Origin of the sequence: Marinomonas maritima (assembly GCF_024435075.2) — a bacterium.
GTDB lineage: Bacteria > Pseudomonadota > Gammaproteobacteria > Pseudomonadales > Marinomonadaceae > Marinomonas > Marinomonas maritima.
Map to the genome: position 1 here is coordinate 338,042 of NZ_JAMZEG020000001.1, position 26,180 is coordinate 364,221.

The following is a 26,180-nucleotide window of genomic DNA, read 5'->3' on the forward strand; positions in this document are numbered from 1 at the left end:
TAAACGCTCATAAAAAATCCGATGCCTGTAATCAGACATCGGATTTTTAATGGCTATCAATAAAAGCTATTTTTTGTCGATGTTCAGTAGTTTATTTACGGTGTTGGCGACATGGTCTGCACCCGTCAATATTTCATCTATGATGCCAGATGCTTCTTCTATCAGTATCGCATTTTCCCCAGAACGTTCGCTTACTTGAATCATACTTGCTTTTGCTTGACGAGTTAGATTGCTGTTTTGTGCAACCATTTCTTCGATTTCAATGGTTGAAGTGCTTGTTCTGGCGGCGAGCGTTCTGACTTCATCGGCAACCACCGCAAAGCCTCGGCCATGTTCACCTGCTCGGGCGGCTTCTATAGCGGCGTTTAGCGCCAGTAGGTTTGTCTGATCGGCAATAGAGCCGATGGTCGTTACTATCTTAGCTATGTTTTCAGATTGTTTATTCAACTGTTCGATTAAATTGGTGGACACTTCAATATCAGAAACAATTTTATTGGACGTTTCTACCGTTTGACGCAGTATTTTCGAACCATTTTCTGACACTTGAGCGGTTTCAACAGAAGTAGAGTGAGCGACTTCGGCAGCGTGCTGAATGGCTTGTTGCTCGTTTACTTGATCGGTAATGTCTGATGCCACCTTAATGATCTTAACGACTTTACCTGCGTGATTAAAAATAGGGTTGTAGCTGGCCTCTAACCAAATAGTTTTCCCTTGTTTATTTATGCGTTCAAATTGGCCTGTTTTGAATTCACCTTGAGCAAGTTCAGCCCAGAAATGCGGATGATCTTCATAAAATTGATCCTTACAAAATTTCCTATGGTGTTGGCCTGCAACCTCCTTGATGGAGTTAAAGTTCATTGCAGATAGAAAATTGTCATTGGCTGTTATTACAGTGCCATCAGGTTGGAATTCAATCATTGCATTGGAGCGATTTATTGCGTTATAAACCGCCTCTTGATTGTCGGCAAGTTGTTTTACTGTGGTGATATCAGAAGCGATTTTCATGATTTTTACGACTTCACCATCTACTTTTATTGGGAAATAGGTGGCTTCTAGCCAAAGGTCGCCTCCGTCTTTTTTCTTACGTAAAAAGGTGCCTTGTTGGCATTGATTAGAGGCAAGTTTTGGCCAGAATTTTTTATATTCTTCACTGGAGGCAATTTCATGAGGGCATAACATTGAGTGATGTTGCCCTTTAAGTTCCTCTAACGAATAACCGACAGTGCTAAGAAACAGCGGGTTTGCATCAGTAATCGTGCCATCGGGTAGAAAGTAAATAGTTGCACAAAAATTACTCATAGCATTAACCAAGGCATCACTTTCAGATACGTTTGGTTGTTCATTTTTTGTATTCTTAGGTTTTCTAGTAAAAAACATATATTGCTCTCGGTTTTCTCTGGTGTTTTTGTGAGGAAAGGTATTGTTATTTTGTAAGGGATTTCCTACATTATGTGTAAGATATTAGTTCATTTAAAAAGAATTTGATGTTTCTGAAGTGTTTTTAAAAAGTAATGAAATGTAAGCTTAAGTGAGTAAAAAAGGGGGGCTCATTTATTTAGATGTCTATTATACCCTGTTTATATGGCAGTAATATTACCCTTTGTTAGAACAAAGGGTAATATTGTTAGAATTCTTCAGTGTCTATTTCCGCTTGTTGTGCGGCTGTGTAACGTGTGCCATGAACGTTGTTTTGATTAATCATCTCGTCTAGTAAGCTGACTTGTTTTGCATCCAACGATAATTGTGCTGATTCAAAATTGTCTCTCATATGATTAACTGAGCGAGTGCCCGGAATAGAGACAATATTATCATCTTTTGCTTTTAGCCAAGCCAAAGCGAGTTGAGCGGGCGTACAGCCAATGTCTTTTGCTAGGGAAAAATAGTCATTCAACAAGGCGAGATTGTTAGGGTAATGCTCCGCATTGAAGCGTGGCATGTTGTTGCGAATGTCTTTTGCTTCTAAATCGGCAATGTCTTTTAATGTGCCTGTTAAGAATCCACGGGCTAATGGACTGAAAGCAACAAAGGTGATGTCCAATTGTTTGCAAACTTCTAACACGGCAATCTCTGGGTTGCGCGTCCATAAAGAATACTCGGACTGAATCGCGGTAATAGGGAATTCTTTGTGCGCACGAGTTAGCGTTTCAGCAGAAATTTCTGATAACCCCACCGCACCAATTTTGCCTTCTTTCACTAATTCGCCTAGCGCGCCAGCGCTTTCCTCGATTGCCACATTGAAGTCTAAGCGATGCAAATAATATAAATCGATGTGGTCTGTTTGCAGACGTTTTAGACTGTCTTCGCATTGTTGGCGAATGTTTTCTGGTCGACCGTTAATTTCTTTTTTTCCATTAACCATCGCCATGCCGCATTTGCTGGCAAGGAAAAACTCATCTCGGCGACCTTTTAGTGCTTTGCCTACTAAGAGTTCATTATTACCACCACCATATAAAGTGGCTGTATCAAAATGACGATAGCCAATTTCGAAGGCGGCATGAAGCGCTTTGATAGCTTGTTCTTCGGCAACGGGTGAACCATAAGCATGGGATAAATTCATGCAGCCTAGGCCGATATTTGGATTGGCTAAATGTGAATGTTTTGACATAAAAAAGGCTCCTTGTTATTTAATCTAACTAGCTTGATACCGTAACAAAACAGTGTAACGAAAACAGGGAGCCTCGGCTCCCTGTTTGAATTTTATTGTACTCAGATTATGCCTCTAGGCATTCCTCTAAGCGATGTAAAGTTTCCATCGCTTCAATGGCTTGAGTTACGCAAGAGTTTGGCGCACGGCCTTCTTGGATCGCTGCAATAAACTCTCTATCTTGCAGTTCAATACCGTTGTTTGAAACCGCAACACCCGTTAGATCGATTTTATTTTCGTTGCCATCATATAAATCATCATAACGTGCGGTATAGGTTCCATTGTCGCAAATATAACGGAAGAAGGTTCCGAATGGACCGTCGTTGTTAAACGACAGAGACAGCGTGCAAATCGCACCATTAGGCACTTTCATGCCAATACTCATGTCTAATGCAATACCAAGATCTGGATGAATTGGACCTTGTAATGCTTGTACTTTACTCGCCGTTTCGCCTGTTTGGTACTGGAATAAGTCCACAGTGTGACAAGCATGGTGCCATAGTAAATGGTCAGTCCAAGAGCGCGCTTTGCCAAGAGCGTTTTTGTTTGAACGACGGAAAAAATACGTTTGTACGTCCATTTGTTGAACGGTCAATTCACCGGCTTCGATCTTGTTATGAATCCACTGATGAGACGGGTTGAAACGGCGAGTGTGACCCGCCATGGCAACTAGACCCGTTTTCTTCTGTACTTCAACCACTTTACGAGCGTCTTCAATGTTGTCTGCCATGGGGATTTCAGACATGACATGTTTACCCGCTTCAAGGCATTGGATCGTTTGTGCCGCGTGCATTTGAGTCGGAGTGGCTAAGATCACCGCATCCACATCGTCACGGGCAAGACTTTCAGCGAGGTCAGTTGTGTAGTGAAGAACGCCTCGGTCTTCAGCAAAGGCTTTAATAGCGTCGATTTTAGTGCCGACGACAGAAACAACCTTGGCGCCTTCAATAGCCGCAATGGCGTCCATGTGTTTCATGCCGAAAGCGCCAGATGCACCAGCAATACAAATTCTCATTGATCTACTCCTAGAAGTGCGAGTGTTTATTGTAAGAGGGCTTATGTGCCTTCTAGTTTTATAGTGATCGCAAATCTAACATTCACAATAGCGTGAGGATAATCCATAAACCGCATTAGCCATTCATTTTTTGCAATAGAGTATGTTGATATGTCACCGGAAACGCTCAGAAATCTCTCTTAATAGACTAAGGAAATGGGATTGAGTCACGGTTGGAAGCCAGCTTTTTCGCACACAAAGGCCGATTGGGCGACGTGTGTGCTCTAATGGAAAGTGGAGAACCGTTAATAATTCAATATTGATTTCACGCTCTACTTGGTGCGCTGAAATCAATGTCAGTCGGTCACTTTCTATCAACAGTTCACGAATCAGTATTTGTGAGCTGGATTCAACCAATCGTGTTGGCTGAGAAACATCAGCGTCGTTAAAAATGCTTTCAAAAGCCCGCCGAGTTGGCGTACCTGTGGCCGGTACCACCCAAGCAAACTCGGCGAGATCTTGTGCACTAATAACACTTTTTGCCATTAATGGATGGTCTTTACGAGCCACAACGGACAGTGGTGGCGCCCATAACTCTTCTTGGACTACGTCATCAGCAGGAGAAGGGTGACGTAGCGCGCCTAAGATAATATCGATATCTCCTTGGCGAAGATGATGAAGTAAATCGGCGTAAGGGCCTTCGGTGACATTGATATTTACATCAGGATGGCGCTCGTTAAACTGCAAAATGGATTTAGGCAAAATGGTCATACGAGCCAGGGGCATGCTACCAATGGTAATAGTACTGACGTCTTTAAACTGTAAGGCGTTGATTTCATAAACACCTTGGCGTAATTCGCTGAAAGCAAGCTTGGTTGCCTTTGATAGCGTTTGAGCCGCTTTTGTTGCGCGGGTGCCTAGGCTGCTTTTCTCGAACAGCATCACCCCTAGCAACCTTTCTAAGTCCCGCGCAGCACGATGCACTGCAGACTGAGAAACGGCTAGGTTTCGGCTTGCAATACTAAAGTTTTGTACTTCGCTCACAGCGACAAACGCTCTTAACTGCGTTGTACTGATCAAGGCCACCAGATTTTTCGGAATGCGCTCTTTTTGTGTGTTGTCTTTTACTATTTCTTGAGTCGCGGTCTGAATGTAATCTATCGCTCTGCTCACCCGTCTTTGCCATACCTCACCCGATGGAGTGGGATACATGCCGTCTGAATGACGCTCAAAGAGAGGGGCGCCAAGTAACCCTTCTAGTTTAGCAATGGCTTGAGTGATGGCCGGCTGCGATAAAAAAATGTTCTCGGAAGCGCGGGTAATACTCTTTAACTCCGCAACGGCAAGAAATACACGCAAATGCCGTAAATTTGGAATAGCAATTTCCATAAGACCTCCTGTTTTTTTCAACTATATCAAAAATGAATACTGAATAAATAAAAATAAAACGCGGACTCTTTGTTACCTATGATATGAGGTCTATAAAACACTATGTTTAGTGTTGTTTAAGAAATTATGCCTTCTATTTTTCAAATGGAAGGCATTGGTAATGACCCAGATCTATTGGTGAGTTAAACACGAGGTAATGATGTTTTTCGCCATGATAATGTTCAGTACTTATCTCACTGTTTGTGATGAAGGTGACAAATGCGGTGTTTGTGTTTGTACCAGCACGTTATTGGTCACAATTATGATATCGTTTCTGACATTAGGATTATTGCCGCGTTTTATAGCTTAGGGCGTCGTGAATAACATATTTAGTTTGATCAATTTAGGAGTGTGTATGTCTACCATTATGGTGTTAAACGGTCCGAATTTAAATTTACTGGGGACACGTGAGCCAGCAACCTATGGTTACGAGACTTTGGCGGATGTGGAGGTAATGTGCCGTGAAGCAGCGGTGTCGTTAGGTCATGATGTGGAATGCCATCAATCGAATCACGAAGGCGTGTTGATAGATTTAATTCATGAAGCGGGTCGTCGAATAAAAACCGGGGAGGTACTGGGCGTTGTCTTTAATCCAGGCGCTTATACTCATACATCGATTGCTTTACATGATGCGATTAAAGGCGCAGAGGTGCCCGTGATCGAAGTTCATATTTCTAATGTCCATGCGCGAGAGTCGTTTCGTCATCATTCTTATATATCTTCTGCCGCTGCTGGTATTGTCGTGGGCATGGGCGTACAAGGTTATGTATTGGGTATTCAAGGTTTGGTGCACAAAGTAAAAGCGTAATTTTCGCTTTTATATTGATAGATAAAAAAATACCGAGGATCTATTTAACAAATAGGCCGCTCGGTATTTTTTTGCTTACATTTGAGTCAATATTGGCGCGAATGTAAGCATCACTGCTATTTAATCTGGGTGATCAAAATGTGAACCGTTTTAGCTTATGTTGGTAAACGCGTCGCGGGTTAAATTTTCCGGTAAATCGTTTTTGACGACCACATTGTCTTCAATTCGTATTCCACCATAGGGCATGAATTGTTGAATGCGCGTCATATCGCAGCCGTGACCTTTTATGTTGGCCTGCATTTTATCAAGCAACATAGGAATGAAATACAGCCCCGGTTCAATCGTGATCACCATGTCTTTTTCTAAGGTTTTGGTGAGTCTTAAGAAAGGCGCATCGTCGTTTGGTAAGCTTAGTGTACCGGATTGATCAACTTGATGGCCGCCCACATCGTGAACCTGCAAGCCAAGCAAATGACCCAAACCATGAGGAAAGAACACCTGAGGGATACGTTTGGCTAACTGTTCTTCCACGCTTAAAGTACAAATTTTATGATCGTGAAGTAGGGTTGCAATGCCTGCTAAGGTGTCTTTATGTAGGTCTCGAAAAGACACACCAGCCATCGCACTGCGACAAAGCTTTTGTTCCATTGTATCAAGGTCATTCACCAAGGCGCTAAAGTCGTCATCATGACGTACAAAAGTCCGAGTGATGTCACTGGCATAGCCGTGTTCGTTGGCGCCAGCATCGATCAATAAGGTGCGAGCGTTCGCCATTTTTTCGATGGCTTTGTGTTCATAATGCAGCACCGCGGCGTGTTCATTTAAACCGACAATGCCGGGATAAGGTTCTTGGGCTGCAGTTTGTTGACTGGCTTGCAAAAAGGCGAGGTGGATTTCAAGTTCGCTCATACCGGCTAAAAATGCTTCTTTTGCGGCCATATGGCCCGTTGCACCGCGCAGGTTCGCTTGTCGCATTGCTTGGATTTCAAAAGGCGTTTTGACCGCTTTAGCAAAATCCACATAGGCTTTTAATCCCTCGCAAGGAACGGCAAATGTCATTGGTTGTGGGCCAAGCCAAGCCACATTTTTTGGCAAGTCAGCGAACCATTTGTCGGTTTTTTTTGCCAACGAAATATTCCAATCTTGTTGCCACTCACCGCTGGGAACAGGATTTGGGGCGTGCCAAAAATCGTCACGAACGGGCCAAACAAGCGTTGGTTTTTTACCTGTTTGTAGCAAAATGTAGGTTTCTGCGCCTATTGTAAAAGGCAACCATTGTTGCGCACCTGAATAGGCTTGAAAAGGATGTGTATGGTCATCCTGAAAATAATAACTTTTTTCCCCTGAAGCTAAAACAATGGCATCGAGGCCAAAATGTACCATGGTGTCTTCATAGCGGTTGATGAGAACCGCAAGATGTTTTTGATAAAGTGTGGTCATAGAAGATCTCATATTTATCCAAAATGGTTGGCTAGAGCGCAGCGTTGTGTCCGTTCAATCTGCGCAGCGTTTTTTCGGGGGAATGAAAGTCATTAGGATACGCTAAATACTAAGAAATTAAGAACGGCTTTTTTTCGCTACCCATTTATTGAAGATAAACACACACCCTCTAAATACGAGGAATGAGCAAAGTACTGAGCCGAACGCGAGTAACAAATCATTCTGTACGTCTAAAAAGGCTTTAAACGTATAGAAAAAAGCGATGGTCATAACGATTCGGATCAGACTATCAACGAGTTGCATAACGCCGGGAGAGGTAAACACGGTTTGCTTTCCTTATGAATACTTAAAGTCAGACTCTCCCATAAAACGAGGGTTAAGCCAATTATTTGATGGGCAAACACACTAATGTGACAAAGTCTTTCGAACTGTTGGTCTGTAATGGTCCAACTTCAAACGTTTCAACGCCATAGCGCCGGCGATGGACTTTAAGTTTGTGTAATCTCATGAAACTGTATAAAACATGCCACGCCAAAGATAAGTGCTGGTAGCTACCAACATAACGCAAGTGCAGATAGTGGCCGTGCAATACAATGCGTTCAGGGCATAGCGGGCAAGGTACTAAATTTTGCACAGGAATGCCTAATCGACCTGAAAAATAGTGGTGTGCAAGGTCTACTTTTTTATACAGCGCAAAACTGGGACCGGCAGGTGGGTTCTCTGGGCCTAGGTCAGTGAGTAGATCGTGGAAGCCTTGATCCATTTTTTGCGACATGGGTTGGTTGCTTACAACAAAAGGTCGAGTAACGGCATCTACTGTTTCTAACGTCGTTTTTGCGAGCCATTCAAAGGAGGGCGCTTTGTAATCATGGTCAGACGTTGTGTTGTACTTACTCAGGTATGCCAATACTTTTAACAGCGCTAATTCAGCGTCTTTATTGGCTCTAATTCGGTAATTACCTTGTTTCCAGCGTTTAAAAAAGGGCAATTTTCCGGTTATTTGAATTGTGACGGAAGTGCGTTTTTTTTGCTTCGTTAAGTTGATATTAAAATGAACGTCACTTGGGTAAAACGCGGGCGCTTCCAATAAAGTATGAAAATAATGGGCGCTGGATCGCGCAGGCTCCAATGATATATACCCTTCTTTAATCAGAGCCCCGCGCCAGACCAAACAAGACGGTAATACAGACAGAATCCCAGAATTGAGGTATTCGTATGTTACCTCGGCATCAGGTTCAAACATCAGCCAAGGAAGCCAGTTAGGCCAATTGCTTAGGTCGCTTAGGTCCTCTGCTATAACGTCGATGGACGCTTCGATAACGGCGCTTTGTCGGCTAAAAAAACGGCCGTTAAACAACAATAAATAAGACAGTAGAGCAAGGCCAAAAATCATTATTAGCAGTAATATAACGATCATATTTGTCTTATCCTTCACGAGTTTATGATGTATTGAAAAGCCTGTTTATCTTGTCGCTAAGCCGAATAGCGAAAGAGAATGTTGCTTTTCACAGCATAATGTTTAATGTCACTCTTTAGCAAGCGAGTGTTTATTATCAACCTATTCTACATACCCAATGAGAACATGAGAGGACGACTAAGATGAGATCAACATTAGTATGGGATTGGCCTATTCGTATCAGTCATTGGTTGATGGTGTTGCTGTTCACTGGTTTGATCCTTACTGGAAAATCTGAAGAAGATTATCTGCAATACCATTTCTACATGGGTTATGGCTTGTCTGCCGTTATTATTGCGCGTGTTTTGTATGGTTTTTATGGCTCTTATTACGCTCGTTTTCGGCAGTTTGTTAAGGGGCCGAGTATCGTCATCCGCTATTTGAAAACCCTTTTAAAAGGTAAGCCTAGACACTACTTAGGTCATAACCCTATGGGGGCGCTGATGGTAGTGGCTCTTTTGGTCGCGATGAGTGTGCAGTGGGGAACAGGTCTTTTTAACAGTGATGAAGTGTTTACATATGGGCCTTTTTATTCACTGATCCCTGAAACACTCGCCGAGCAGTTGGCATCTATTCATCGCTTTTTACCGAATATATTGCTTGGTTTGGTTGCGCTGCATGTTTTAGCCGTGCTTTATCATGAGCTTTGTTTAAAAGAGCGTCTTGTCAGCGCGATGATATATGGTCGTAAAAAAAGCCCCAATACAGCGCCTGTGGTGGTAAAAACACCGCGTTGGGGCGTCGTATTCTCCTTGCTTATGGGACTTTCTTGGTTGGCTGCGCTATGGATGGTTCCAATCTAACGCTTTGTTGTATAGACGAGTTGATTGTTTCCCATGACTGACTCACAATAGAAATCATTTTTACCTATAAGCCATGGAATACCTTGTGTCTGAACCGATTGTATCTAGATTAACCCACTTATTTGATGATTTACCCGATGTGCCTCAGCCGATTTACGCCAAGTTAAAGCAGGCGATTTCGCAAAAAATATCATCAAGCGTGTGGGAAGTTAATCAGCGAGTTCCATCGGAATCTGAATTTGTTAAAGCGTTAGGGGTGAGCCGGATGACGGTAAATCGCGCGTTGCGGGAATTAACAGCGGAAGGTTTTTTGGTTCGTCATCAAGGTTTAGGTACGTTTGTTGCTGAGAAAAAAGCCCACTCTGCGTTGTTCGAAGTACATAACATAGCGGAGGAAATCGCCGCTCGCGGTCATAAACATCGTTCCGAATTGTTAGTGCTTGAATCGGCGAAAGCCACCGTAGAAGAAGCCATGATGCTGGGGGTTCGCACCAACCACAGTATTTTTCGTTCAGTGGTTTTGCACTATGAAAATGATTTACCGATCCAAATTGAAGAGCGTGTGGTTAACGCAAGCTTGGCCCCAGAATACGAGGAACAAGACTTTTCAACTCAAACCTCTTACGAATATTTAATGCGCGTAGCACCCATGACAGAAGGCGAGCATTTGGTGGAGGCGGTGTTGCCGACGCCACAAGAGTGTGAGCGATTGCAAGTTACGTCAACAGAGCCATGTTTGCAGATTCAACGCCGCACCTGGGCAGGAAACGACATTGTCACCGCCGCTCGATTATTACACCCAGGTTCACGTTTTCAGTTATTCGGCCACTTTGGTCGATAAAACCTCGATAAAAACCCCGTTACCTTCGATTAAACACAGCGTTTCGTTCTGTTTAATATTTAAAAAACTGTTTTGTTCTAACACCATGTTTTCTGTTTCGTTCACACTAATTGTGCAAGTTTGATTCGCATAAAAAGCCGTTAATAAGCGGTTTTTATGGCTTTTAACTTCCCAGTCAAACGGTGCGAAACAAGCACTAACGTTTGCTTTTGTATCCGTTTCACGCACCATGATGTTCAAATCTTCGATGCTGCCATTGTGTAACGTGGCGAGGGTTTCGTCACCGCCGGCGAATCGGGCCATGTCCAACGGTGATTTCAAGTCATGTTCCGCGACATTTCCTTTGATACTTTTATGACTAAGCTGCATGCCTTGACCACTGAGTAACACCAAGGTGCGATGCAGTCCGTCAAAATTTGAAAATACGCCGTTGTCTTTAACCGCCGCTTGGCTGATGCGATAACGCTGTCCGCTTTCGTCTTCGCTTAGATAAATTTCTAGGGTTTCACCTAACCCATTTTTCCACGGCATACGTTTGTAGTCGTTTTGTGTAGTGAGATGATAATTCGAATCGGTATTAAACGTCATACATCACCTTTTTGATGACTTGAGTAAACGCATGACGGCTGGCTTCGTCGTGTGCATGTTTGAAGTTATTGATGGTGTGCTCACCCGCGACGAAAACGTCTTTTATCACGTTGTCATTCGTGGCAAATAACCAGCGATTGAGTAGATCTTTGGACTCACTCGCCGCGACAAAAGGATTCGAATCGTCCAACACCATAAAGTCAGCACGGTTTCCTTGCGCCAATCCAAGTGACACGTCGCAGGCTTGATTGCCACCAAGAAGGGCTTGCTGAAAGAGGTTGTCGCCAATGCTATTTTGATCAGGGCGATGCAGTCGGTTACGTTGCTGATCGCGCAGGCGTTGGCCGTATTCGAGAGTGCGTAATTCTTCAACAATGGACAGGCTCACATGGCTATCGGAGCCAATGCCCCAGCGTCCATTGGCTTTTTCAAATTCAACGGCAGGAAAAATACCGTCGCCTAAGTTGGCTTCTGTGGTTGGGCATAAACCGGCAATGGCATTGCTGGTGGCGATGGCGTGTAACTCTTTGTCATCAAGATGTGTGGCGTGAACCAAGCACCAGCGATCGTTCAAACCAATTTCATTATTTAACCACTCGACAGGGCGTTGCCCACTCCAGTTTATACAGTCTTTGACTTCTTTCTGCTGCTCGGCAATATGAATATGAATGGGACTATTTTTAGTTAAGGGAGTATCTAATGCTGCTAACACGGTTTCGATTTGTGGTTTTGTCACAGCACGTAAAGAGTGAAAGCAAATACCAAGCTGATGGCGGGGATGATTTACTAACTGACGAGCGCATTCTTGATGCAGTGCTAAGTAGGAGTCAGTTGAATTAATAAAGCGCGCTTGACCAGCATTTGGGGCTTGTCCACCAAAGCCAGAATGAGAATACAGCACAGGCAGCAAGGTTAGACCAATGCCAGACTCATCTGCTGCAGCGATCATTTGCTTCGACATTTCGCCAAGCTGGCCATATTGATGACCACCAATGTCGTGGTGTAAATAATGAAACTCACCCACTTGGCTGTAACCGGCTTTGAGCATGTCTATATAAAGCTGAGTCGCAATAATACGAGCATCGTCAGGTGTGAGCTTCTGTACAATTTTATACATCAAATCACGCCAGCTCCAGAAGCTGTCGTTTGGGTTCAGGCTGACTTCTGCGGCGCCCGCCATCACTCTCTGGAAGGCATGAGAATGAACGTTGGCTATGGTTGGTAGAACAGGGCCGGATAGCTGGTGGCTATCGGTTGTTGGCGTACTGTCAGCCTCAATAGAATGGAACTGGCCGTCTTTCACCGAAAAAAGCACATTGCTGGCCCAGCCAGAAGCAAGCAAGGCGCGTTCAGCGAAATAATATTGAGTGTCTAAATTCGATGGGTTAAGACGAGTCACAAGTCATTCCTAGGTCGATTTGAATGATTTCAGTGTAATAGATAATATATTGTATATACAAGTTGGTTTTTATCGTTTTTTCTTGAATACAGCCTATGCCTTAATCTAGCCATTGTTTTATATGGTTTTTATACTTGTTAATTCCTCTAGATTCGCTTTTTTATGGGCAACCAAGTGAGAGTTTTTTAAAAAAATCCTTGCATCTAAAAAAGTAAGATTTTATCTTTGAGTTAGTTGTATATACATTTGATTTTAAAACGACGTAATTTTTAAGGCTTTTTACTAAGGCTTTTTACTAAGGCTCATTACTAAGGTAGAGAAGATGACAAAACAAACGATTGCTCAAAAACGATTCCGTGCTGGTGAAGTAAAAGCCGCGACAGGAACAACACTGACCGCAAAATCTTGGTTCACCGAAGCGCCAATGCGTATGCTGATGAACAACCTCGACCCTGAAGTAGCAGAAAACCCAGAAGAATTGGTGGTTTACGGTGGTATTGGCCGTGCGGCGCGAGATTGGGAAAGTTATGACAAAATTGTTGAGTCTCTAAAAGAATTAGAAGACGACGAAACGTTATTAGTGCAATCAGGTAAGCCAGTGGGTGTTTTCAAAACCCACAGCAATGCGCCACGTGTCTTGATCGCCAACTCAAACTTAGTGCCACATTGGGCGAACTGGGAACATTTTAACGAGCTAGACGCAAAAGGTTTGGCGATGTATGGCCAAATGACAGCGGGCTCTTGGATCTACATCGGTAGCCAAGGCATTGTTCAAGGTACGTACGAAACCTTCGTCGAAGCCGGTCGTCAACATTACGACGGTAAACTGGCGGGTCGTTGGGTATTAACCGCTGGTCTTGGTGGAATGGGTGGTGCTCAGCCATTGGCAGCAACACTTGCAGGTGCGTGTTCATTGAACATTGAATGTCAGCAAAGCCGCATCGACTTCCGTTTGAAAACCCGCTACGTGGATGAGCAAGCGACTGACTTAGACGATGCACTGGCTCGCATCAAAAAATACACAGACGCAGGCGAAGCGGTTTCGATTGCCTTGTGTGGCAACGCCGCTGATATTTTGCCAGAAATGGTTAAGCGTGGTATTCGTCCAGATATGGTGACAGACCAAACTTCTGCACACGATCCTTTAAACGGTTACCTGCCAAGCGGAATGAGCTGGGAAGAGTACCGAGAAAAAGCACAAACTCAGCCAAAAGAAATCGTTACAGCGGCGAAGCAATCCATGGCAAAGCACGTTCAAGCCATGTTAGATTTCCAAAAAATGGGCATCCCTACTTTTGACTACGGCAACAACATTCGTCAAATGGCGATGGAAGAAGGCGTTGAAAATGCGTTTGATTTCCCAGGTTTTGTACCGGCTTATATTCGTCCGCTTTTCTGTCGTGGTATTGGTCCATTCCGTTGGGTGGCTTTGTCTGGCGATCCAGAAGACATTTATAAAACTGACGCGAAAGTAAAAGAAGTGATCGCAGACGATGCGCACTTGCATCATTGGTTGGACATGGCGCGTGAGCGTATTCAGTTCCAAGGTTTGCCAGCGCGTATTTGTTGGGTTGGTCTTGGTCAGCGTGCGAAACTTGGTCTGGCTTTTAACGAGATGGTTCGCAGCGGCGAATTATCTGCCCCGATTGTGATTGGTCGTGACCACCTAGACTCAGGCTCTGTTGCAAGTCCAAACCGTGAAACAGAAGGCATGCAAGACGGTTCCGATGCGGTATCCGATTGGCCATTATTGAACGCATTATTGAACACCGCGTCTGGCGCGACGTGGGTGTCTTTGCACCACGGCGGCGGCGTAGGCATGGGCTTTTCACAACACTCAGGCATGGTCATTGTTTGTGATGGCAGCGACGATGCGGCAGAGCGTATTGCACGTGTTCTTCATAATGATCCAGCGACCGGCGTGATGCGTCATGCCGATGCAGGTTATGATATTGCTATAGATTGTGCGAAAGAGCAGGGGTTGAATTTGCCAATGATCACGGGCAATCAAACCAAATAAACGTCAGTAGATAACAAATTTAAAAATACTATTGCAGAACATCGCATTCAAATTAGAGAGAATATAATGTTTGAATTAATGATTAAACCGGGCCAATTGACCCTAAACGAATTGCGTCAAATCAGTCGCCGCAAAGTTAAGCTAAGCCTAGACGAAGCCGTGTTTCCAGCGATCCATGCCAGCACCCAAGTCGTGAATGATGTGATTGCAGAAAACCGTACAGTTTACGGTATTAACACGGGCTTTGGTTTGTTAGCGAATACGCGTATCGCTCCAGAAGATTTGGACGAATTGCAGCGTAGTATCGTGTTATCGCATGCCGCAGGCATTGGTGCTTTGATGGAAGACAAAACCGTTAAGCTGATCATGGCATTGAAGGTCAACAGTCTAGCGCGTGGTTTTTCCGGTATTCGCTTAGAAGTAATTCAAGCCTTGTTAACGCTAATCAACAAAGAAGTGTATCCATGCATCCCTAAAAAAGGCTCGGTTGGCGCATCTGGCGATTTGGCGCCTTTGGCTCACATGAGTACGATTTTATTAGGTGAAGGGAAAGCGCGTTACCGTGGTGAAGTGATTTCTGGTCTAGCGGCGTTGTCTATCGCCGGTCTTGAGCCAATTACCTTGGCACCAAAAGAAGGTTTGGCGTTGCTAAACGGGACGCAAGCGTCAACGGCATTCGCGTTAGAAGGTTTGTTTGAAGCGGAAGATTTGTTTGCCTCTGCCATTGTGTGTGGTTCTTTGTCTGTTGAAGCCGCATTGGGTAGCCGTAGCCCGTTTGATGCCCGTATCCATGAGGTTCGTGGACATCAAACGCAAATCGACGCGGCGGCGGCTTATCGTCACTTCCTGGGCGAAACTAGTGAATTGGGCGATTCTCATCAGAATTGTGAAAAAGTTCAAGATCCTTACTCACTGCGTTGTCAGCCACAAGTAATGGGTGCATGTTTAGAGCAAATTCGCAGCACGTCTAGTGTTTTGTGTATCGAAGCTAACTCAGTTTCTGATAACCCATTGGTGTTTGCGGCCGAAGGCGACATTCTTTCAGGTGGAAACTTCCACGCAGAGCCCGTTGCGATGGCGGCAGATAATCTGGCCTTGGCGATTGCTGAAATTGGCAGTTTGTCTGAGCGTCGTATGGCGTTATTGATCGACACGAACCTAAGCAAATTACCGCCTTTCTTAGTGGACAACGGTGGAGTGAACTCTGGCTTCATGATTGCCCAAGTAACGGCTGCTGCATTGGCGAGTGAAAACAAAAGCTACGCGCACCCTGCATCAGTCGACAGCTTACCAACGTCAGCAAACCAAGAAGATCACGTTTCTATGGCAACCTTTGCGGCACGTCGTTTAAAAGACATGGCAGAAAACACACGTGGTATCTTGGCGGTAGAGATTCTGTCTGCGGTACAAGGCTTGGATTTCCGTAAGCCGTTGAAATCAACTAAACGTCTGGAAAATGCGCGTGCGACTTTGCGTGCTCGTGTGCCTTTCTATGACAAAGACCGTTATTTCGCGACTGACATTGAAAAAGCCAATGAGTTATTGTTGGAAGCGGTTCATAACGAGACGATGCCAGTAGGCTTGTTGCCAAGTTTAGTGGTTTAATCGGTTTTATCAGAACGAGTTATAAGGGCAGTTCTTTTAGAACTGCCCTTTTTTAATCGTGGGCTTTTATAAAGGAAAGGTATGACAAACGAAACTCCAATAATGCTAGACAGTCTTTGGCGTGGAGCACATGTGGCGACCATGAAAAATGGCCATTACAGTGTGATCGAAAACGCCGCCATAGGCGTGTTAGAGGGGCGTATTGTTTGGATTGGTGACGCCAGCCATTTACCGGCTTATCAGGCTCAGCAAGAGCATGATTTAGGTGGCGGTTGGATTACGCCCGGCTTGATTGATTGCCACACCCATTTAGTATTTGGCGGTAATAGAGCGGGAGAATTCGAGCAGCGTTTGAATGGCGTGAGTTATCAAGATATTGCCAAACAAGGCGGCGGCATTGCTTCGTCAGTCAGCGCGACGCGCAATGCCAGTGAAGCGGAGTTGATCGCCAGTGCGTCACGTCGTCTAAAAAGCTTGATGGCAGACGGTGTCACTACCATTGAAATTAAATCGGGCTACGGTTTGTCGCTCGACAGCGAACTAAAAATGCTCCGCGTGGCGACAGAATTGGAAAATCAATTTCCCGTGACGGTCAAACGTACGTGTTTAGCGGCTCATGCTATGCCGCCGGAATTTGATAACAAAGACGCTTACATCGATTTTTTGTGTGACACGGTATTACCGAAAGTTGCTGCGCTAGGAATGGCGGACGCGGTGGATGCGTTTTGCGAAGGCATTGCGTTTAGCACAGAGCAAGTTGAGCGGTATTTTCAAACCGCCAAGTCGCTAGGCTTACCGGTGAAAATACATGCAGAACAGCTTTCTTCCCTAGGCGGAACTCGCATGGCGGCATCTTTCAGCGCCTTGTCGGCGGATCACATTGAATTTATTGAAGAGTCAGACGTGAAAGCTATGGCGGAATCTGACACAGTGGCAGTGTTATTACCGGGAGCATTTTTCACTCTGAAAGAAACGCAGCGCCCGCCGATTGCTTTGCTTCGTCAATACGGTGTTCCTATGGCCATTGCGACGGATGCGAACCCTGGGACGTCTCCGGCGTTGTCGTTACGCCTGATGATGAACATGTCTTGCACCTTATTCGGCTTAACGCCAGAAGAAGCGCTTGCTGGCGCGACAATTCATGCAGCAAAAGCGCTGGGAATGGGCGATACTCATGGTAGTTTGGAAGTCGGTAAAACCGCGGACTTTGTTTGCTGGGACGTAGAAAGTCCAAGTGAGCTAAGTTATTGGTTAGGCGGCAACCTAGTCAAACATCGCGTTTATCATGGTGAAGAACATCAAGGGGAAAAAGCATAATGGCAACGCAGGCCTCATTAACTGTACCCGCATTCGAATTTCGTCAAGGGGATTCGCCTTTATTGGTTAGCATGCCGCATTCGGGATTAAACCTGACTGCCGATGTGCAAGCCGGTTTGTCTGATCAAGCTAAAAAGTTACCTGACACAGATTGGTATATTCCTGAACTTTATGACTTTCTAGAGTCGCTGGGTGTGGGCTTTATCAAAGCGAACTACTCTCGTTATGTCATCGATCTAAATCGACCTTATGACGACAAACCCCTTTATACAACAAAAACCACGGGCTTGTTTCCGGACATTTTGTTTGAAGACAGTCCGGTTTTTGTAGACGGAAAAGCACCAAGCGACGAACATAAAGCGTTGTGTAAAGAACAGATTTGGACACCTTATCACTCGACAATAGAGCAAGAGCTGGCGCGTTTAAAAGCCAAATTTGGCTACGCAATCTTATTCGATGCGCACAGCATCGCCGCACAAGTACCTATGTTGTTCGACGGCACCTTGCCAGATTTTAACTGGGGCACCAATGCCGGTGAATCCTGTGATGTGGCCATTGCGAATGCGGTCACGCAAATCATGCGACCAAACTACACGCAAGTCTTAAACGGGCGTTTTAAAGGTGGCTACATTACCCGCCACTTTGGTCAACCAAGCGACGGTATTCACGCCATCCAGCTTGAGCTTTCTCAAGCAACCTACTTAAATGACGAACTCGCTAAACAGTCAGAGTATCAACTCGATGACAGCAAACGCGCTTTCATCCAGCAACAATTGAAGGACGTCATAGAAGCCTGTCTGCACGTTTCTTTTTAACCCTCGTTGATTGCTAGCGTTTAAGAATCCCCATGTCGTAAAAACGGCATGGGGATTTTTTTGTAATACAATATCTAGCCTCATTTGTCTTGACGATAGTGCAATGGAGTATCTTCCGCGGTTATTTATTGCTGTTTAATTATCAATCGACAAATTACGCCAATGGCGTATAGTTTGGTGATGTTTTAGTGATGTTTTAGTGATGTTTTGGTAATGGTTGAAAGGTGATTATTATGAATGACGAGATGTTTAATGAGCTACTTGAAAGCGTGCAACAAGCCGATAGCATTATAAAAGGCCAAAGCGCAGCAGCTAAAATCACTGAATTTGCAGACCCAGAAGTAAAGGCAATTCGCACCAAAACAGGTTTAAGTCAAAGTCGTTTTGCTAACCTGCTTGGTGTCAGTAAGCGTACTTTAGAAAACTGGGAACAAGGCCGCCGTCACCCAACGGGACCAGCACGAGCCTTGCTTAAAATCGTTGATGCTAATCCAGAGTATGCGTTAAAAGCGCTGTATGGTTAGTGATTCAAACGATACGTTAACCGCCCTCAATAATAGCTATCAAGCGTTTGTATTTTGCACTGTTCAGGAGTGGTGGGTCTGACTCAGTAATGATATCGAGCATTTTTGGTACTTCATAAGGAATGATGTTCGGTGTATCCATTATTAGCTTGTCTAAAAGGTCTAACGTATCTTTGGGGAAAAGTTGAGCCAATGGTGTTCCATCTTTACTCCGATAAAATGAGGTTAGAGGAATACTAAAGCCTTGAATAGGTTTTAGGAATGGGCTAACTGCGTTTAATACACTAGGAAAATACACGCCTGTTGTAGCTAAGAGATAAAGCCAGTTTGTTGTCATTTCTGGCTTCTGGTAGTTTTTTTCTTTTGGCCATGCTTGCTTAATAAATGGAATAACCTTTTTTTCCCAGTCTGATGAATCATTTTGACCTATTTGTTTTAAACGACTGATGACATTTTGAATATTTTTTAGTGTCATATGTCTTAAGCAACGACGCATATCGTCGAAACTAACTTTCCAGTCTTCTTCTATGCCATTTAGTGTCAGTTCAACCAAAATCACGGCTGCTCTATTAGACAGGTTTTTATCCCATTCGTTGCCATATATTGTTGGGAAAAGCGTAATTATCAATGGGTAGATCTTCTGTGAACAAGCCTTATTTAGCCATAGTTTGTTAGATCCGATGTACCCCTTCCATGCAGCCGGGGCTTGAGGTTCATCCAGTTGAAAGTAGCAGATGATATTTTGATGAACCCATTCGGGATCAATATTACTGACCCAATAAAGGTTTTCTGTAACCTCACAAATGACTCGGTTTGATATAGCTGGTGATAAATTAAGTAAGTTATGTAATCTCAACTTAATATTGTCTGGTATACGCTGGGGCTGCTCTAAATGTAACGAGTCGATTAATTTTAAAAGAATTTCAGCTAATATCCCCCCTGATAAGTTGCTTGCTGGAAAAGACTTAGCTGATTCGTATCGTGTTTTATTTGATTCTTTACATCGAATAGCGTTGGTAATCTGGTCAAAAAGATACCAAAATAGTTCAGGGTGGTTAGCAATTAAAAAAGACCTTTGTTTTTCCATCCATTGTGTTAATGAATAGGAGTGCTTTTTTAAAACAGTAACAGGCAATGTAGAAACACGTGCTAAGAAAAAACGCATTTCTCTAGGTGCGATATCTACAGAAATATATTTAATTAGTTGTTCCCAGAGTTCGAATGGGAACTCGTTCTGTTTGCGTTTTGCTCCTAAAGCGAGTAGAGCTTTCCTTGGTGATTTTTTTACAAGTCCTATGAACGGCTTTATTTCTACTCGTTCACCTATGTCTCGGGTCCCCACCTTTATCGCAAGATCTGCGATAGAATAAATAGGTGCTTTTTCTAACGGTCCAGCTGATTCATCAGTCGATACATGATAGCTTCCTCCGTTATCGATTTGTGTTATATGCTGCGCCCATTCATCAGACCAGTCGGGAAGAGTACTACTTAATTCCTCAAATTTTTCCTGTTGTATTGAATTGATTTTAACGCCACCTAATTGTAAGCGCCGTATATATCGGCAAGTGGCTCTAGTTACTTTTTCCACGGTCATACCGTTTTCTGGATTGATCTTTGGGCCACTAAACAATTTATCTATCAATTTTTTTTGTTGTGACTCGGATAGTTCAGAATACCGATCCATAATGAGAAACAGCAATTCTCTGCACACGTTTGTATCCCAAAACTCCTGATCATCTAAAGCCATTAAATAATCAAAGGCTTCCTCAGGAGTGAATAATGTTTTTTGATTTATGGCGAAGAGTTTTAACAATTCAAAGCATTCCGAATGATTGGTTGGCCAAGTAAGTACATGGCTTTTGGCGAGAAGGGGGTTCTCTTGAATCAGTTGTTTAAAAACAGCCAAGAATAAGTTGAACAGCTCGTCTCCGTCATACGAACGACCTTTTACTTCCCTCTCTCTATAACAAGTAGGAGAACTTGATCTAAATTCCGAAACGACATGGCGTAGAGAATCTTGTTTTATGAGTTGTGTTTCTAATATACGAAAAACAGTAGGAAGAACCTCTGCCGGAATATTGAGCTTTTCAGGATCAATATCAATCCCTTTAATTTTCCATTCAGCTAAATCATAAGGGTGAATTTCTACCCAGTTATTTTTTGGTGGATTAGCTCTTGCTAATCCTATGGGTTGTTCAATGCTTATGTAGGGGGTTGTTAGTGCCTCGAATTCTCGTAATACTGTATCAGGCCAATCATTCTTTTTTATGCGGTCTAGTAATTCGAATTTAGAGTCTATTTCACTGTTTAAGAAGTACTGACGTTTGTGGTAAGTGAATGCTAGATTCCAGAATTGCTTAGCTTTTTCTTCTAAAGAGTCGTTTCTGTTAACAGCTGAAATGAGCATGTCTAATAAGTACGAATGCACTTTATCTTGTTTGAGAACCCACCAAACCGTAATTGGGCTGTCTATGATAAAGGTTATCCATTGTGCCAATGCAAATAACCGGTTTGGTATATCTTGATAAGAATCTGTAAGGTTTAGTGGTCGAGTATGTTTGATATCTCCCGTATTCCAATGCAGTAAATTTTTTTCTTCGTCAATCTTTATACGCTTCGACTTTATTTCCTCGCGAGCAGGATCGCCGTCTAAACCGTAAGCTTCAGATGGATCGAAAGTTGTATTTTCCGTAAAATTTTTAGCAACTGCAGCCATTCGACATTTTGGATCAAAAACACAAAGCCACTCAGGAGGTGGTGTAGGCTTTTGAGTTGAGAATGCTTTTGCACCCGCTGTCGTATGGACAATATGAGCAACTTGACCACGCTCAAATGCTTCTAGGTCTTGAGGTTTTTTAGTAGCGAGATCTAATGTTTTTGTGCGCCAATCGCGTGGGTTGTCGGCTCGTTCTGCCCATGCTTCTATAGAACTCCATAGTTCAGGAATACCATTGCAAGGTATTGGTATAACACCTTTATCACGCCACTTTGATTGGGTGTTATTTCCCTCTACATCGAGTGCATAGATTGAGTGTTGTTTTACCGTGTTGTTGTGATGTAAACCTTGTAATAAGTATTTTATTGGCGGATCTTCTGCCTGATAACCAAGCAGCACAACAGTGAAGTTTTCTAGTAATGATCGAACAAACTCGGTAGCCCAAGCTTGTGATAAATAGGCTCTGCCAAAATCAGCGCTGCTAAGAATGTAGTCATGATTTTCATCTTGAGGCGATTTCAATTTTCCATGTAGATATGTGATACCTGAAACAGAGCCCGTTAAAGCTAAATTAGGCAATGATGGCGCTTCATATGTGGGAGTAGAGACAGAAGTGTATAACTCAAAAAGATGGTCAAAGTTGGTAGTTACAACTTGAGGAATGCCATCAAGGTTACTTGAAATGCGTAAAATATTCTGATGGCTTTTTGCTATTTTTTTGTCTGAGGAAAGGCGTTCTGCGACAACTTGGTTTACTTCATTAACCCCAAACTCTTGATGTAGAAAGTAAAATACTTGATCTAGTATGGCAATGCCGTGTTCTTTTTTGTTTGAATAGAATGTTTGATAAGAATTAAAATTTACCGGTGGATCAAAATGATCTAATACCGCTTGAGTCAGCTGCACAAAATCATCTAAACCTTCATTTCTTGAAACGCCGGCTCCACAGAAAAAGACAACCTTTCCTTGGTCTCGTAACTCAAGTAGTTGATCCGGTATATTTGGTCCATCAGCATAAAAGCGCATTTAAGTACTTCCTAGAAAATTGGTTCAATATAGATTGTATCGTCAACTAAAGACTTTTACGTCTTTGTGTTCGTGATGTTAAAGTACCATTCACGATAAAGCTTAATCATGTCAAGGAAGACAGTTATGCCAACCATTTCAATGTTCTATGGGATCATAGTACGAATGTACTATTTTGATAACCAAAAGCATAAAAGCCCACATATTCATGTGTATTATCAAGATAGTGAAGCTGTGATTGATATTAGAGACGGGTTCGTACTGGAAGGATCCTTACCTAAACCGAAGCAAAAATTGGTTGATGCTTGGGTTGAAATACATAAGGATGAATTGATTGCTGATTGGGAACTTGCTACTAACGGCGAATCAGTTTTTAAAATAGACCCCCTTAAATAAGTGTGCCCTATGAATCCAAAAGTCACTCATGTAAAAGCAATGAATAAGCATCTCCTCAAACTCACGTTTGAGAATGGTGATGTTCGTGTGTTTGATGTGTCTTCCTTTCTTGACAAAGGTATTTTTCAAGAATTGAAAGATGAGAGTTATTTTAAGCAGGTTTCCGTGGCGTTTGGTGGGATTCAATGGCCTCATGAGCAGGACTTCAGTAAAGATACCTTATACTTATTAAGCTCCCCCCAATAGGTTTGGAAAGAGAAATAATGAAATCCGCCATTCTAATCATTGATGTACAAAGTATATTATTCGACCCTGTTCCTCGTCCTTTTGAGGCGGATCTTGTGGTTGAGCGGATAAACCGTTTCACGTCTTGGGCGCGTGCTAATGATGTTGTCGTGATTCATGTACAGCATGAAAAAGCGGGCTCTGAGATTGAGTTTGGCTCTGCTGGTTGGCAGTTACAAGCGGGTTTAAAGGTAGAAGAGGGTGATGAATTTATACGCAAGACGACGCCGGATTCTTTTTTGCGCACTGATCTTGATGCCTTGTTAAAAGAAAACGACGTTGAGCATTTGATTGTTTGTGGTTATGCCTCCGAATTTTGTGTGGATACGACGGTAAGGCGCGCTGCGGGATTGGGCTATTCGGTTGAGTTGGTGTCGGATGCGCACACAACGCACGATAAACCTCATGCCAGTGCAGAACAGATCCGCGCTCATCATAATGCGACTCTGCCAAATATATCAAGTTTTGGGGTTAAAATAGCGGCCATCATGGCGGATGAGCTAATGTCTCTTTAGTCGTTTTTGGTCTGCTTGCCTTTCAAAACAACACAACCAGCTATACTTTTTAATTCATTCATTTTTTGGCGGAGCTTATGTATCAAGACGTTTTAGATTTTTGGTTTAACGAGATTGAGCCCAAAAAATGGTTTCAAAAAGACCTCGATTTCGACAAAAACATACAAATTCGATTCGGTGCGCTTCATCAGCAAGCGATTCAAGGAGAGTTATTCTCTTGGCGTGATACGGCGCAAGGGGCGTTGGCTGAGATTATTGTGCTCGATCAATTTTCTCGTAATCTTTATCGTGATCAAGCTGAATCATTTGCAGCGGATCCGATGGCTTTGGCGCTGGCGCAAACGGCCATTGATAAAGGATTTGATCAGGCGTTGTCGTCACCAGAACGAAGCTTTTTGTATATGCCGTTTATGCACAGTGAATCCGCGTTAATACATGAGATGGCGGTGGTTTTGTTTACGACGTTGGAAACGTCTAATACATTGGAGTTTGAGTTAAAACACAAAAAAATTGTGGATCGTTTTGGTCGTTATCCACATAGAAATGCCATCTTGGGGCGGACATCGTCAGCGGAAGAGTTGGCTTTTTTGCAAGAGCCCAATTCGAGTTTTTAGGAAAAAGTTCTGTCCTCCTACGTGTCATAAAAAAGAGCACGCCATTTTCATGGCGTGCTCTTTTTTTAGTTTTTCTTGTTTGTAACGCGTGTTTGAGTTTTTAACTCATTGGTTACAAGACTGTCATTATGTTTTCTAACGCTAGACGTGATTTTGGTAACGCAGCGTTATAGTCTTCAGTGACGTCGTTGTAGCCCATGGCGAGTGCTACGTCGCATTGGTAGCCTTCAAGTTGTGCTTGGAAAGCTTCGCCGATGAGCTCTGGATCAACACCTTCCATTGGCGTGGAGTCTATGCCAAGACGAGCTGCGGTGTGCATGACGTTGCCAAGGGCGATGTAGACTTGGGACTTAGTCCACGCCGCGTTGTTGCCGTTATCATCCATGTTCATCTCTGCAAAAACAAAACCGCCAAATGCTTGCTCTCTGTTTTCAAGCTTGGTGCGACCATCCTCAATGCCTTTGTCTACAACTTTTGCGTAGTCCTCACGTTTGTAATGGGTTTTGTGAGCAAATAAGATGATGTGTGATGCATCTTTGGCGTGCTTTTGGTTGAACTGAAACTTGTTTGCAAACGTATCGTGGAAGCGTTGTTTGGCTTCGTCGCTTTCAATCACGATGAATTTCCAAGGCTGAGAGTTAATCGAAGAAGGCGATAGGCGCAAGGTTTGGTAAATAACCTCTAAATCGACTGTTGAGATACGTTTAGACGCATCGTAGTGTTTTACCGTGTGGCGCTTTTCTAGGTCTGCAATAATCTGATGTGACATGTTTATTTCCATAAAGGGTTAAATGCTTGGCGCGACTAAAGTAAGTAGCGCTGACATTGATGGCGCTATAGTAACGAGTTTTTATTAAATGAAGAACAAGGTTTTGATTGAATTATTATCAAATAATATTTGATAATAGATTGGTGATTTACTTTCTTAGGGACAGATAATGCAGCTCGATGATCTTCAAGTCGTATTAAAGGTGGCCGAGTTTCGCAGTATTACGGCAGCGGCGACGCATTTAGACATGCAAGTGGCCACCGCCAGTGCGGCGGTTAAGCGTATAGAGTCGGCGTTAGGCGTGGAGCTATTTGTACGAACCACGCGGCACCTTCGGCTCTCCAGCGCAGGTGAGCGTTATTTACCGCAATGTACGGCGGCGCTTTCTATGTTGGATCAAGCCAAGCAAACGATATTGACCGATTCGGATGACGTTAGCGGAGAAATACGCCTTGCTGTGTCGTCAGATTTAGGACGGAACATTGCCATTCCTTGGATTGATGAGTTTATGAGCTTGCACCCACAGGTGACGTTAAGAGCACATATTAGTGACAGTAATATTGATTTTTATCGTGATGCACTGGATATGGCGTTGCGCTATGGTCCGCCCGCAGATTCAAATTTGTATGGCTTCAAAATTTGTAATGTACCGCGTATTCTTGCCGCTAGCCCTGAGTACCTTGAACAACATAGTACGCCTCAGCACCCCAAAGACTTAACGCATCATCAAGGCCTTTTTTATCAGTTACAGGATATTTTAAACGATACGTGGCGATTTTCTGATGCGAATAATACCTACAAGATTAAGCCAAAAGCCTATTGCGCAGCGAACGATGGAGACCTTGTACGCCGCTGGTGCGTGGCTGGAAAAGGCGTGGCGATAAAGTCTTCATTAGACATCGCGAGTGATTTACTGACAGGTCGTCTGGTGCCTTTAATGCAGAATTATAAAGTGGATATAGGCGAGCTCTGGTTGGTTTGCCCGAGTCGGCAATCCATCACGCCAACGGTTCGCCTATTACGGGATATGTTTAGAGAGCGGACAAAAATGCTTTTGTCACAGCTCGTAGAAAAAGGTTTTATTGATGCAGGCGTGCTAGAAGATATAGCCTTATCTTAATCAAAAAGAGAAACCTAAAAGAGAAACCTAAAAGATCGAAACCCATTTGACTGTCTG

General features: G+C 43.5%; 24 protein-coding genes. 13 read left to right on the forward strand and 11 right to left on the reverse strand.

What is annotated here, in order from left to right; translation table 11 throughout:
• Positions 1–66: 66 nt before the first annotated feature.
• The 4 genes from M3I01_RS01720 to M3I01_RS01735 all read right to left on the reverse strand — a co-directional run bounded on the left by M3I01_RS01720 (position 67) and on the right by M3I01_RS01735 (position 5,027).
• Entirely contained in the window at positions 67–1,299 is a 1,233-nt protein-coding gene (locus tag M3I01_RS01720; protein ID WP_255893836.1) for a methyl-accepting chemotaxis protein, read from the reverse strand.
• Between the two features lie 325 nt (positions 1,300–1,624).
• Entirely contained in the window at positions 1,625–2,605 is a 981-nt protein-coding gene (locus M3I01_RS01725) for an aldo/keto reductase (protein WP_255893837.1), read from the reverse strand.
• Positions 2,606–2,711: 106 nt separating this feature from the next.
• Positions 2,712–3,659: a Gfo/Idh/MocA family oxidoreductase gene (locus M3I01_RS01730; protein ID WP_255893838.1), complete on the reverse strand. Its 948-nt coding sequence runs from the start codon at positions 3,657–3,659 to the stop codon at positions 2,712–2,714.
• 153 nt (positions 3,660–3,812) lie between these two features.
• Positions 3,813–5,027, reverse strand: coding sequence for a LysR family transcriptional regulator (locus M3I01_RS01735; protein ID WP_255893839.1), 1,215 nt, complete (start codon positions 5,025–5,027; stop codon positions 3,813–3,815).
• A gap of 394 nt (positions 5,028–5,421) precedes the next feature.
• On the opposite strand from M3I01_RS01735, the gene aroQ reads away from it, so the two are divergent.
• Positions 5,422–5,874: a type II 3-dehydroquinate dehydratase gene (gene aroQ, locus M3I01_RS01740; RefSeq protein ID WP_275564885.1), complete on the forward strand. Its 453-nt coding sequence runs from the start codon at positions 5,422–5,424 to the stop codon at positions 5,872–5,874.
• A 150-nt stretch (positions 5,875–6,024) separates the two neighbouring features.
• Here aroQ and pepQ read toward each other — a convergent pair whose 3' ends face one another.
• The 3 genes from pepQ to M3I01_RS01755 all read right to left on the reverse strand — a co-directional run bounded on the left by pepQ (position 6,025) and on the right by M3I01_RS01755 (position 8,731).
• Entirely contained in the window at positions 6,025–7,314 is a 1,290-nt protein-coding gene (gene pepQ / locus M3I01_RS01745; protein WP_275564886.1) for a Xaa-Pro dipeptidase, read from the reverse strand.
• Positions 7,315–7,431: 117 nt separating this feature from the next.
• On the reverse strand, positions 7,432–7,638 hold the full coding sequence (locus tag M3I01_RS01750) for a hypothetical protein (protein WP_255893844.1): 207 nt from the start codon (positions 7,636–7,638) through the stop codon (positions 7,432–7,434).
• A 61-nt stretch (positions 7,639–7,699) separates the two neighbouring features.
• The gene (locus M3I01_RS01755) at positions 7,700–8,731 is read right to left on the reverse strand and encodes an SRPBCC family protein (protein ID WP_255893845.1); all 1,032 of its coding nucleotides are present in this window, start codon (positions 8,729–8,731) and stop codon (positions 7,700–7,702) included.
• Between the two features lie 182 nt (positions 8,732–8,913).
• Here M3I01_RS01755 and M3I01_RS01760 point away from each other — a divergent pair, with 182 nt between their 5' ends.
• Entirely contained in the window at positions 8,914–9,573 is a 660-nt protein-coding gene (locus M3I01_RS01760; RefSeq protein WP_255893846.1) for a cytochrome b/b6 domain-containing protein, read from the forward strand.
• An 85-nt stretch (positions 9,574–9,658) separates the two neighbouring features.
• On the forward strand, positions 9,659–10,414 hold the full coding sequence (hutC, locus tag M3I01_RS01765; protein ID WP_255893847.1) for a histidine utilization repressor: 756 nt from the start codon (positions 9,659–9,661) through the stop codon (positions 10,412–10,414).
• On the opposite strand, the gene M3I01_RS01770 is transcribed toward hutC, so the two are convergent.
• Together M3I01_RS01770 and M3I01_RS01775 are read right to left on the reverse strand one after the other, a co-directional pair.
• Positions 10,391–11,002 (reverse strand): HutD/Ves family protein, encoded by a 612-nt coding sequence (locus M3I01_RS01770; protein WP_255893848.1) that lies wholly within the window; start codon positions 11,000–11,002, stop codon positions 10,391–10,393. The two genes, hutC and M3I01_RS01770, sit on opposite strands and share 24 nt — an antisense overlap.
• A complete protein-coding gene (locus M3I01_RS01775; RefSeq protein ID WP_255893849.1) occupies positions 10,992–12,401 on the reverse strand; it encodes a formimidoylglutamate deiminase in 1,410 nt (469 codons plus the stop codon). Before M3I01_RS01775 ends, M3I01_RS01770 begins: the two co-directional genes overlap by 11 nt.
• Positions 12,402–12,723: 322 nt before the next feature.
• Here M3I01_RS01775 and hutU point away from each other — a divergent pair, with 322 nt between their 5' ends.
• From hutU to nadS, 5 genes are all read left to right on the forward strand, one after another.
• Positions 12,724–14,421: a urocanate hydratase gene (gene hutU / locus M3I01_RS01780; RefSeq protein WP_255893850.1), complete on the forward strand. Its 1,698-nt coding sequence runs from the start codon at positions 12,724–12,726 to the stop codon at positions 14,419–14,421.
• A 66-nt stretch (positions 14,422–14,487) separates the two neighbouring features.
• A complete protein-coding gene (gene hutH, locus M3I01_RS01785; RefSeq protein WP_255893851.1) occupies positions 14,488–16,026 on the forward strand; it encodes a histidine ammonia-lyase in 1,539 nt (512 codons plus the stop codon).
• 81 nt (positions 16,027–16,107) lie between these two features.
• Positions 16,108–17,343, forward strand: a complete 1,236-nt coding sequence (gene hutI / locus M3I01_RS01790) for an imidazolonepropionase (RefSeq protein WP_255893852.1) — start codon at positions 16,108–16,110, stop codon at positions 17,341–17,343.
• Entirely contained in the window at positions 17,343–18,158 is an 816-nt protein-coding gene (gene hutG / locus M3I01_RS01795; protein ID WP_255893853.1) for an N-formylglutamate deformylase, read from the forward strand. Before hutI ends, hutG begins: the two co-directional genes overlap by 1 nt.
• 233 nt (positions 18,159–18,391) lie before the next feature.
• Positions 18,392–18,682, forward strand: a complete 291-nt coding sequence (gene nadS / locus M3I01_RS01800; protein ID WP_255893854.1) for a NadS family protein — start codon at positions 18,392–18,394, stop codon at positions 18,680–18,682.
• Positions 18,683–18,698: 16 nt separating this feature from the next.
• On the opposite strand, the gene M3I01_RS01805 is transcribed toward nadS, so the two are convergent.
• Positions 18,699–22,424, reverse strand: a complete 3,726-nt coding sequence (locus M3I01_RS01805) for an SIR2 family protein (RefSeq protein WP_255893855.1) — start codon at positions 22,422–22,424, stop codon at positions 18,699–18,701.
• Positions 22,425–22,550: 126 nt separating this feature from the next.
• Here M3I01_RS01805 and M3I01_RS01810 point away from each other — a divergent pair, with 126 nt between their 5' ends.
• The 4 genes from M3I01_RS01810 to M3I01_RS01825 all read left to right on the forward strand — a co-directional run bounded on the left by M3I01_RS01810 (position 22,551) and on the right by M3I01_RS01825 (position 24,234).
• Positions 22,551–22,820 (forward strand): DUF4160 domain-containing protein, encoded by a 270-nt coding sequence (locus M3I01_RS01810; protein WP_255893856.1) that lies wholly within the window; start codon positions 22,551–22,553, stop codon positions 22,818–22,820.
• Positions 22,821–22,829: 9 nt separating this feature from the next.
• Positions 22,830–23,066: a DUF2442 domain-containing protein gene (locus M3I01_RS01815; RefSeq protein ID WP_255893857.1), complete on the forward strand. Its 237-nt coding sequence runs from the start codon at positions 22,830–22,832 to the stop codon at positions 23,064–23,066.
• A gap of 17 nt (positions 23,067–23,083) precedes the next feature.
• Complete coding sequence (locus M3I01_RS01820; RefSeq protein WP_255893859.1) at positions 23,084–23,620, forward strand: cysteine hydrolase family protein; 537 nt, start codon at positions 23,084–23,086, stop codon at positions 23,618–23,620.
• 77 nt (positions 23,621–23,697) lie between these two features.
• Positions 23,698–24,234, forward strand: coding sequence for a DUF924 family protein (locus tag M3I01_RS01825; protein ID WP_255893860.1), 537 nt, complete (start codon positions 23,698–23,700; stop codon positions 24,232–24,234).
• 112 nt (positions 24,235–24,346) lie between these two features.
• Here M3I01_RS01825 and M3I01_RS01830 read toward each other — a convergent pair whose 3' ends face one another.
• Positions 24,347–25,003 carry a nitroreductase family protein gene (locus M3I01_RS01830; RefSeq protein WP_255893861.1) on the reverse strand — a complete coding sequence of 219 codons (657 nt, stop codon included), beginning with the start codon at positions 25,001–25,003 and terminating at the stop codon, positions 24,347–24,349.
• A 169-nt stretch (positions 25,004–25,172) separates the two neighbouring features.
• On the opposite strand from M3I01_RS01830, the gene M3I01_RS01835 reads away from it, so the two are divergent.
• A complete protein-coding gene (locus M3I01_RS01835) occupies positions 25,173–26,123 on the forward strand; it encodes a LysR family transcriptional regulator (protein WP_255893862.1) in 951 nt (316 codons plus the stop codon).
• Positions 26,124–26,180: the final 57 nt, after the last annotated feature.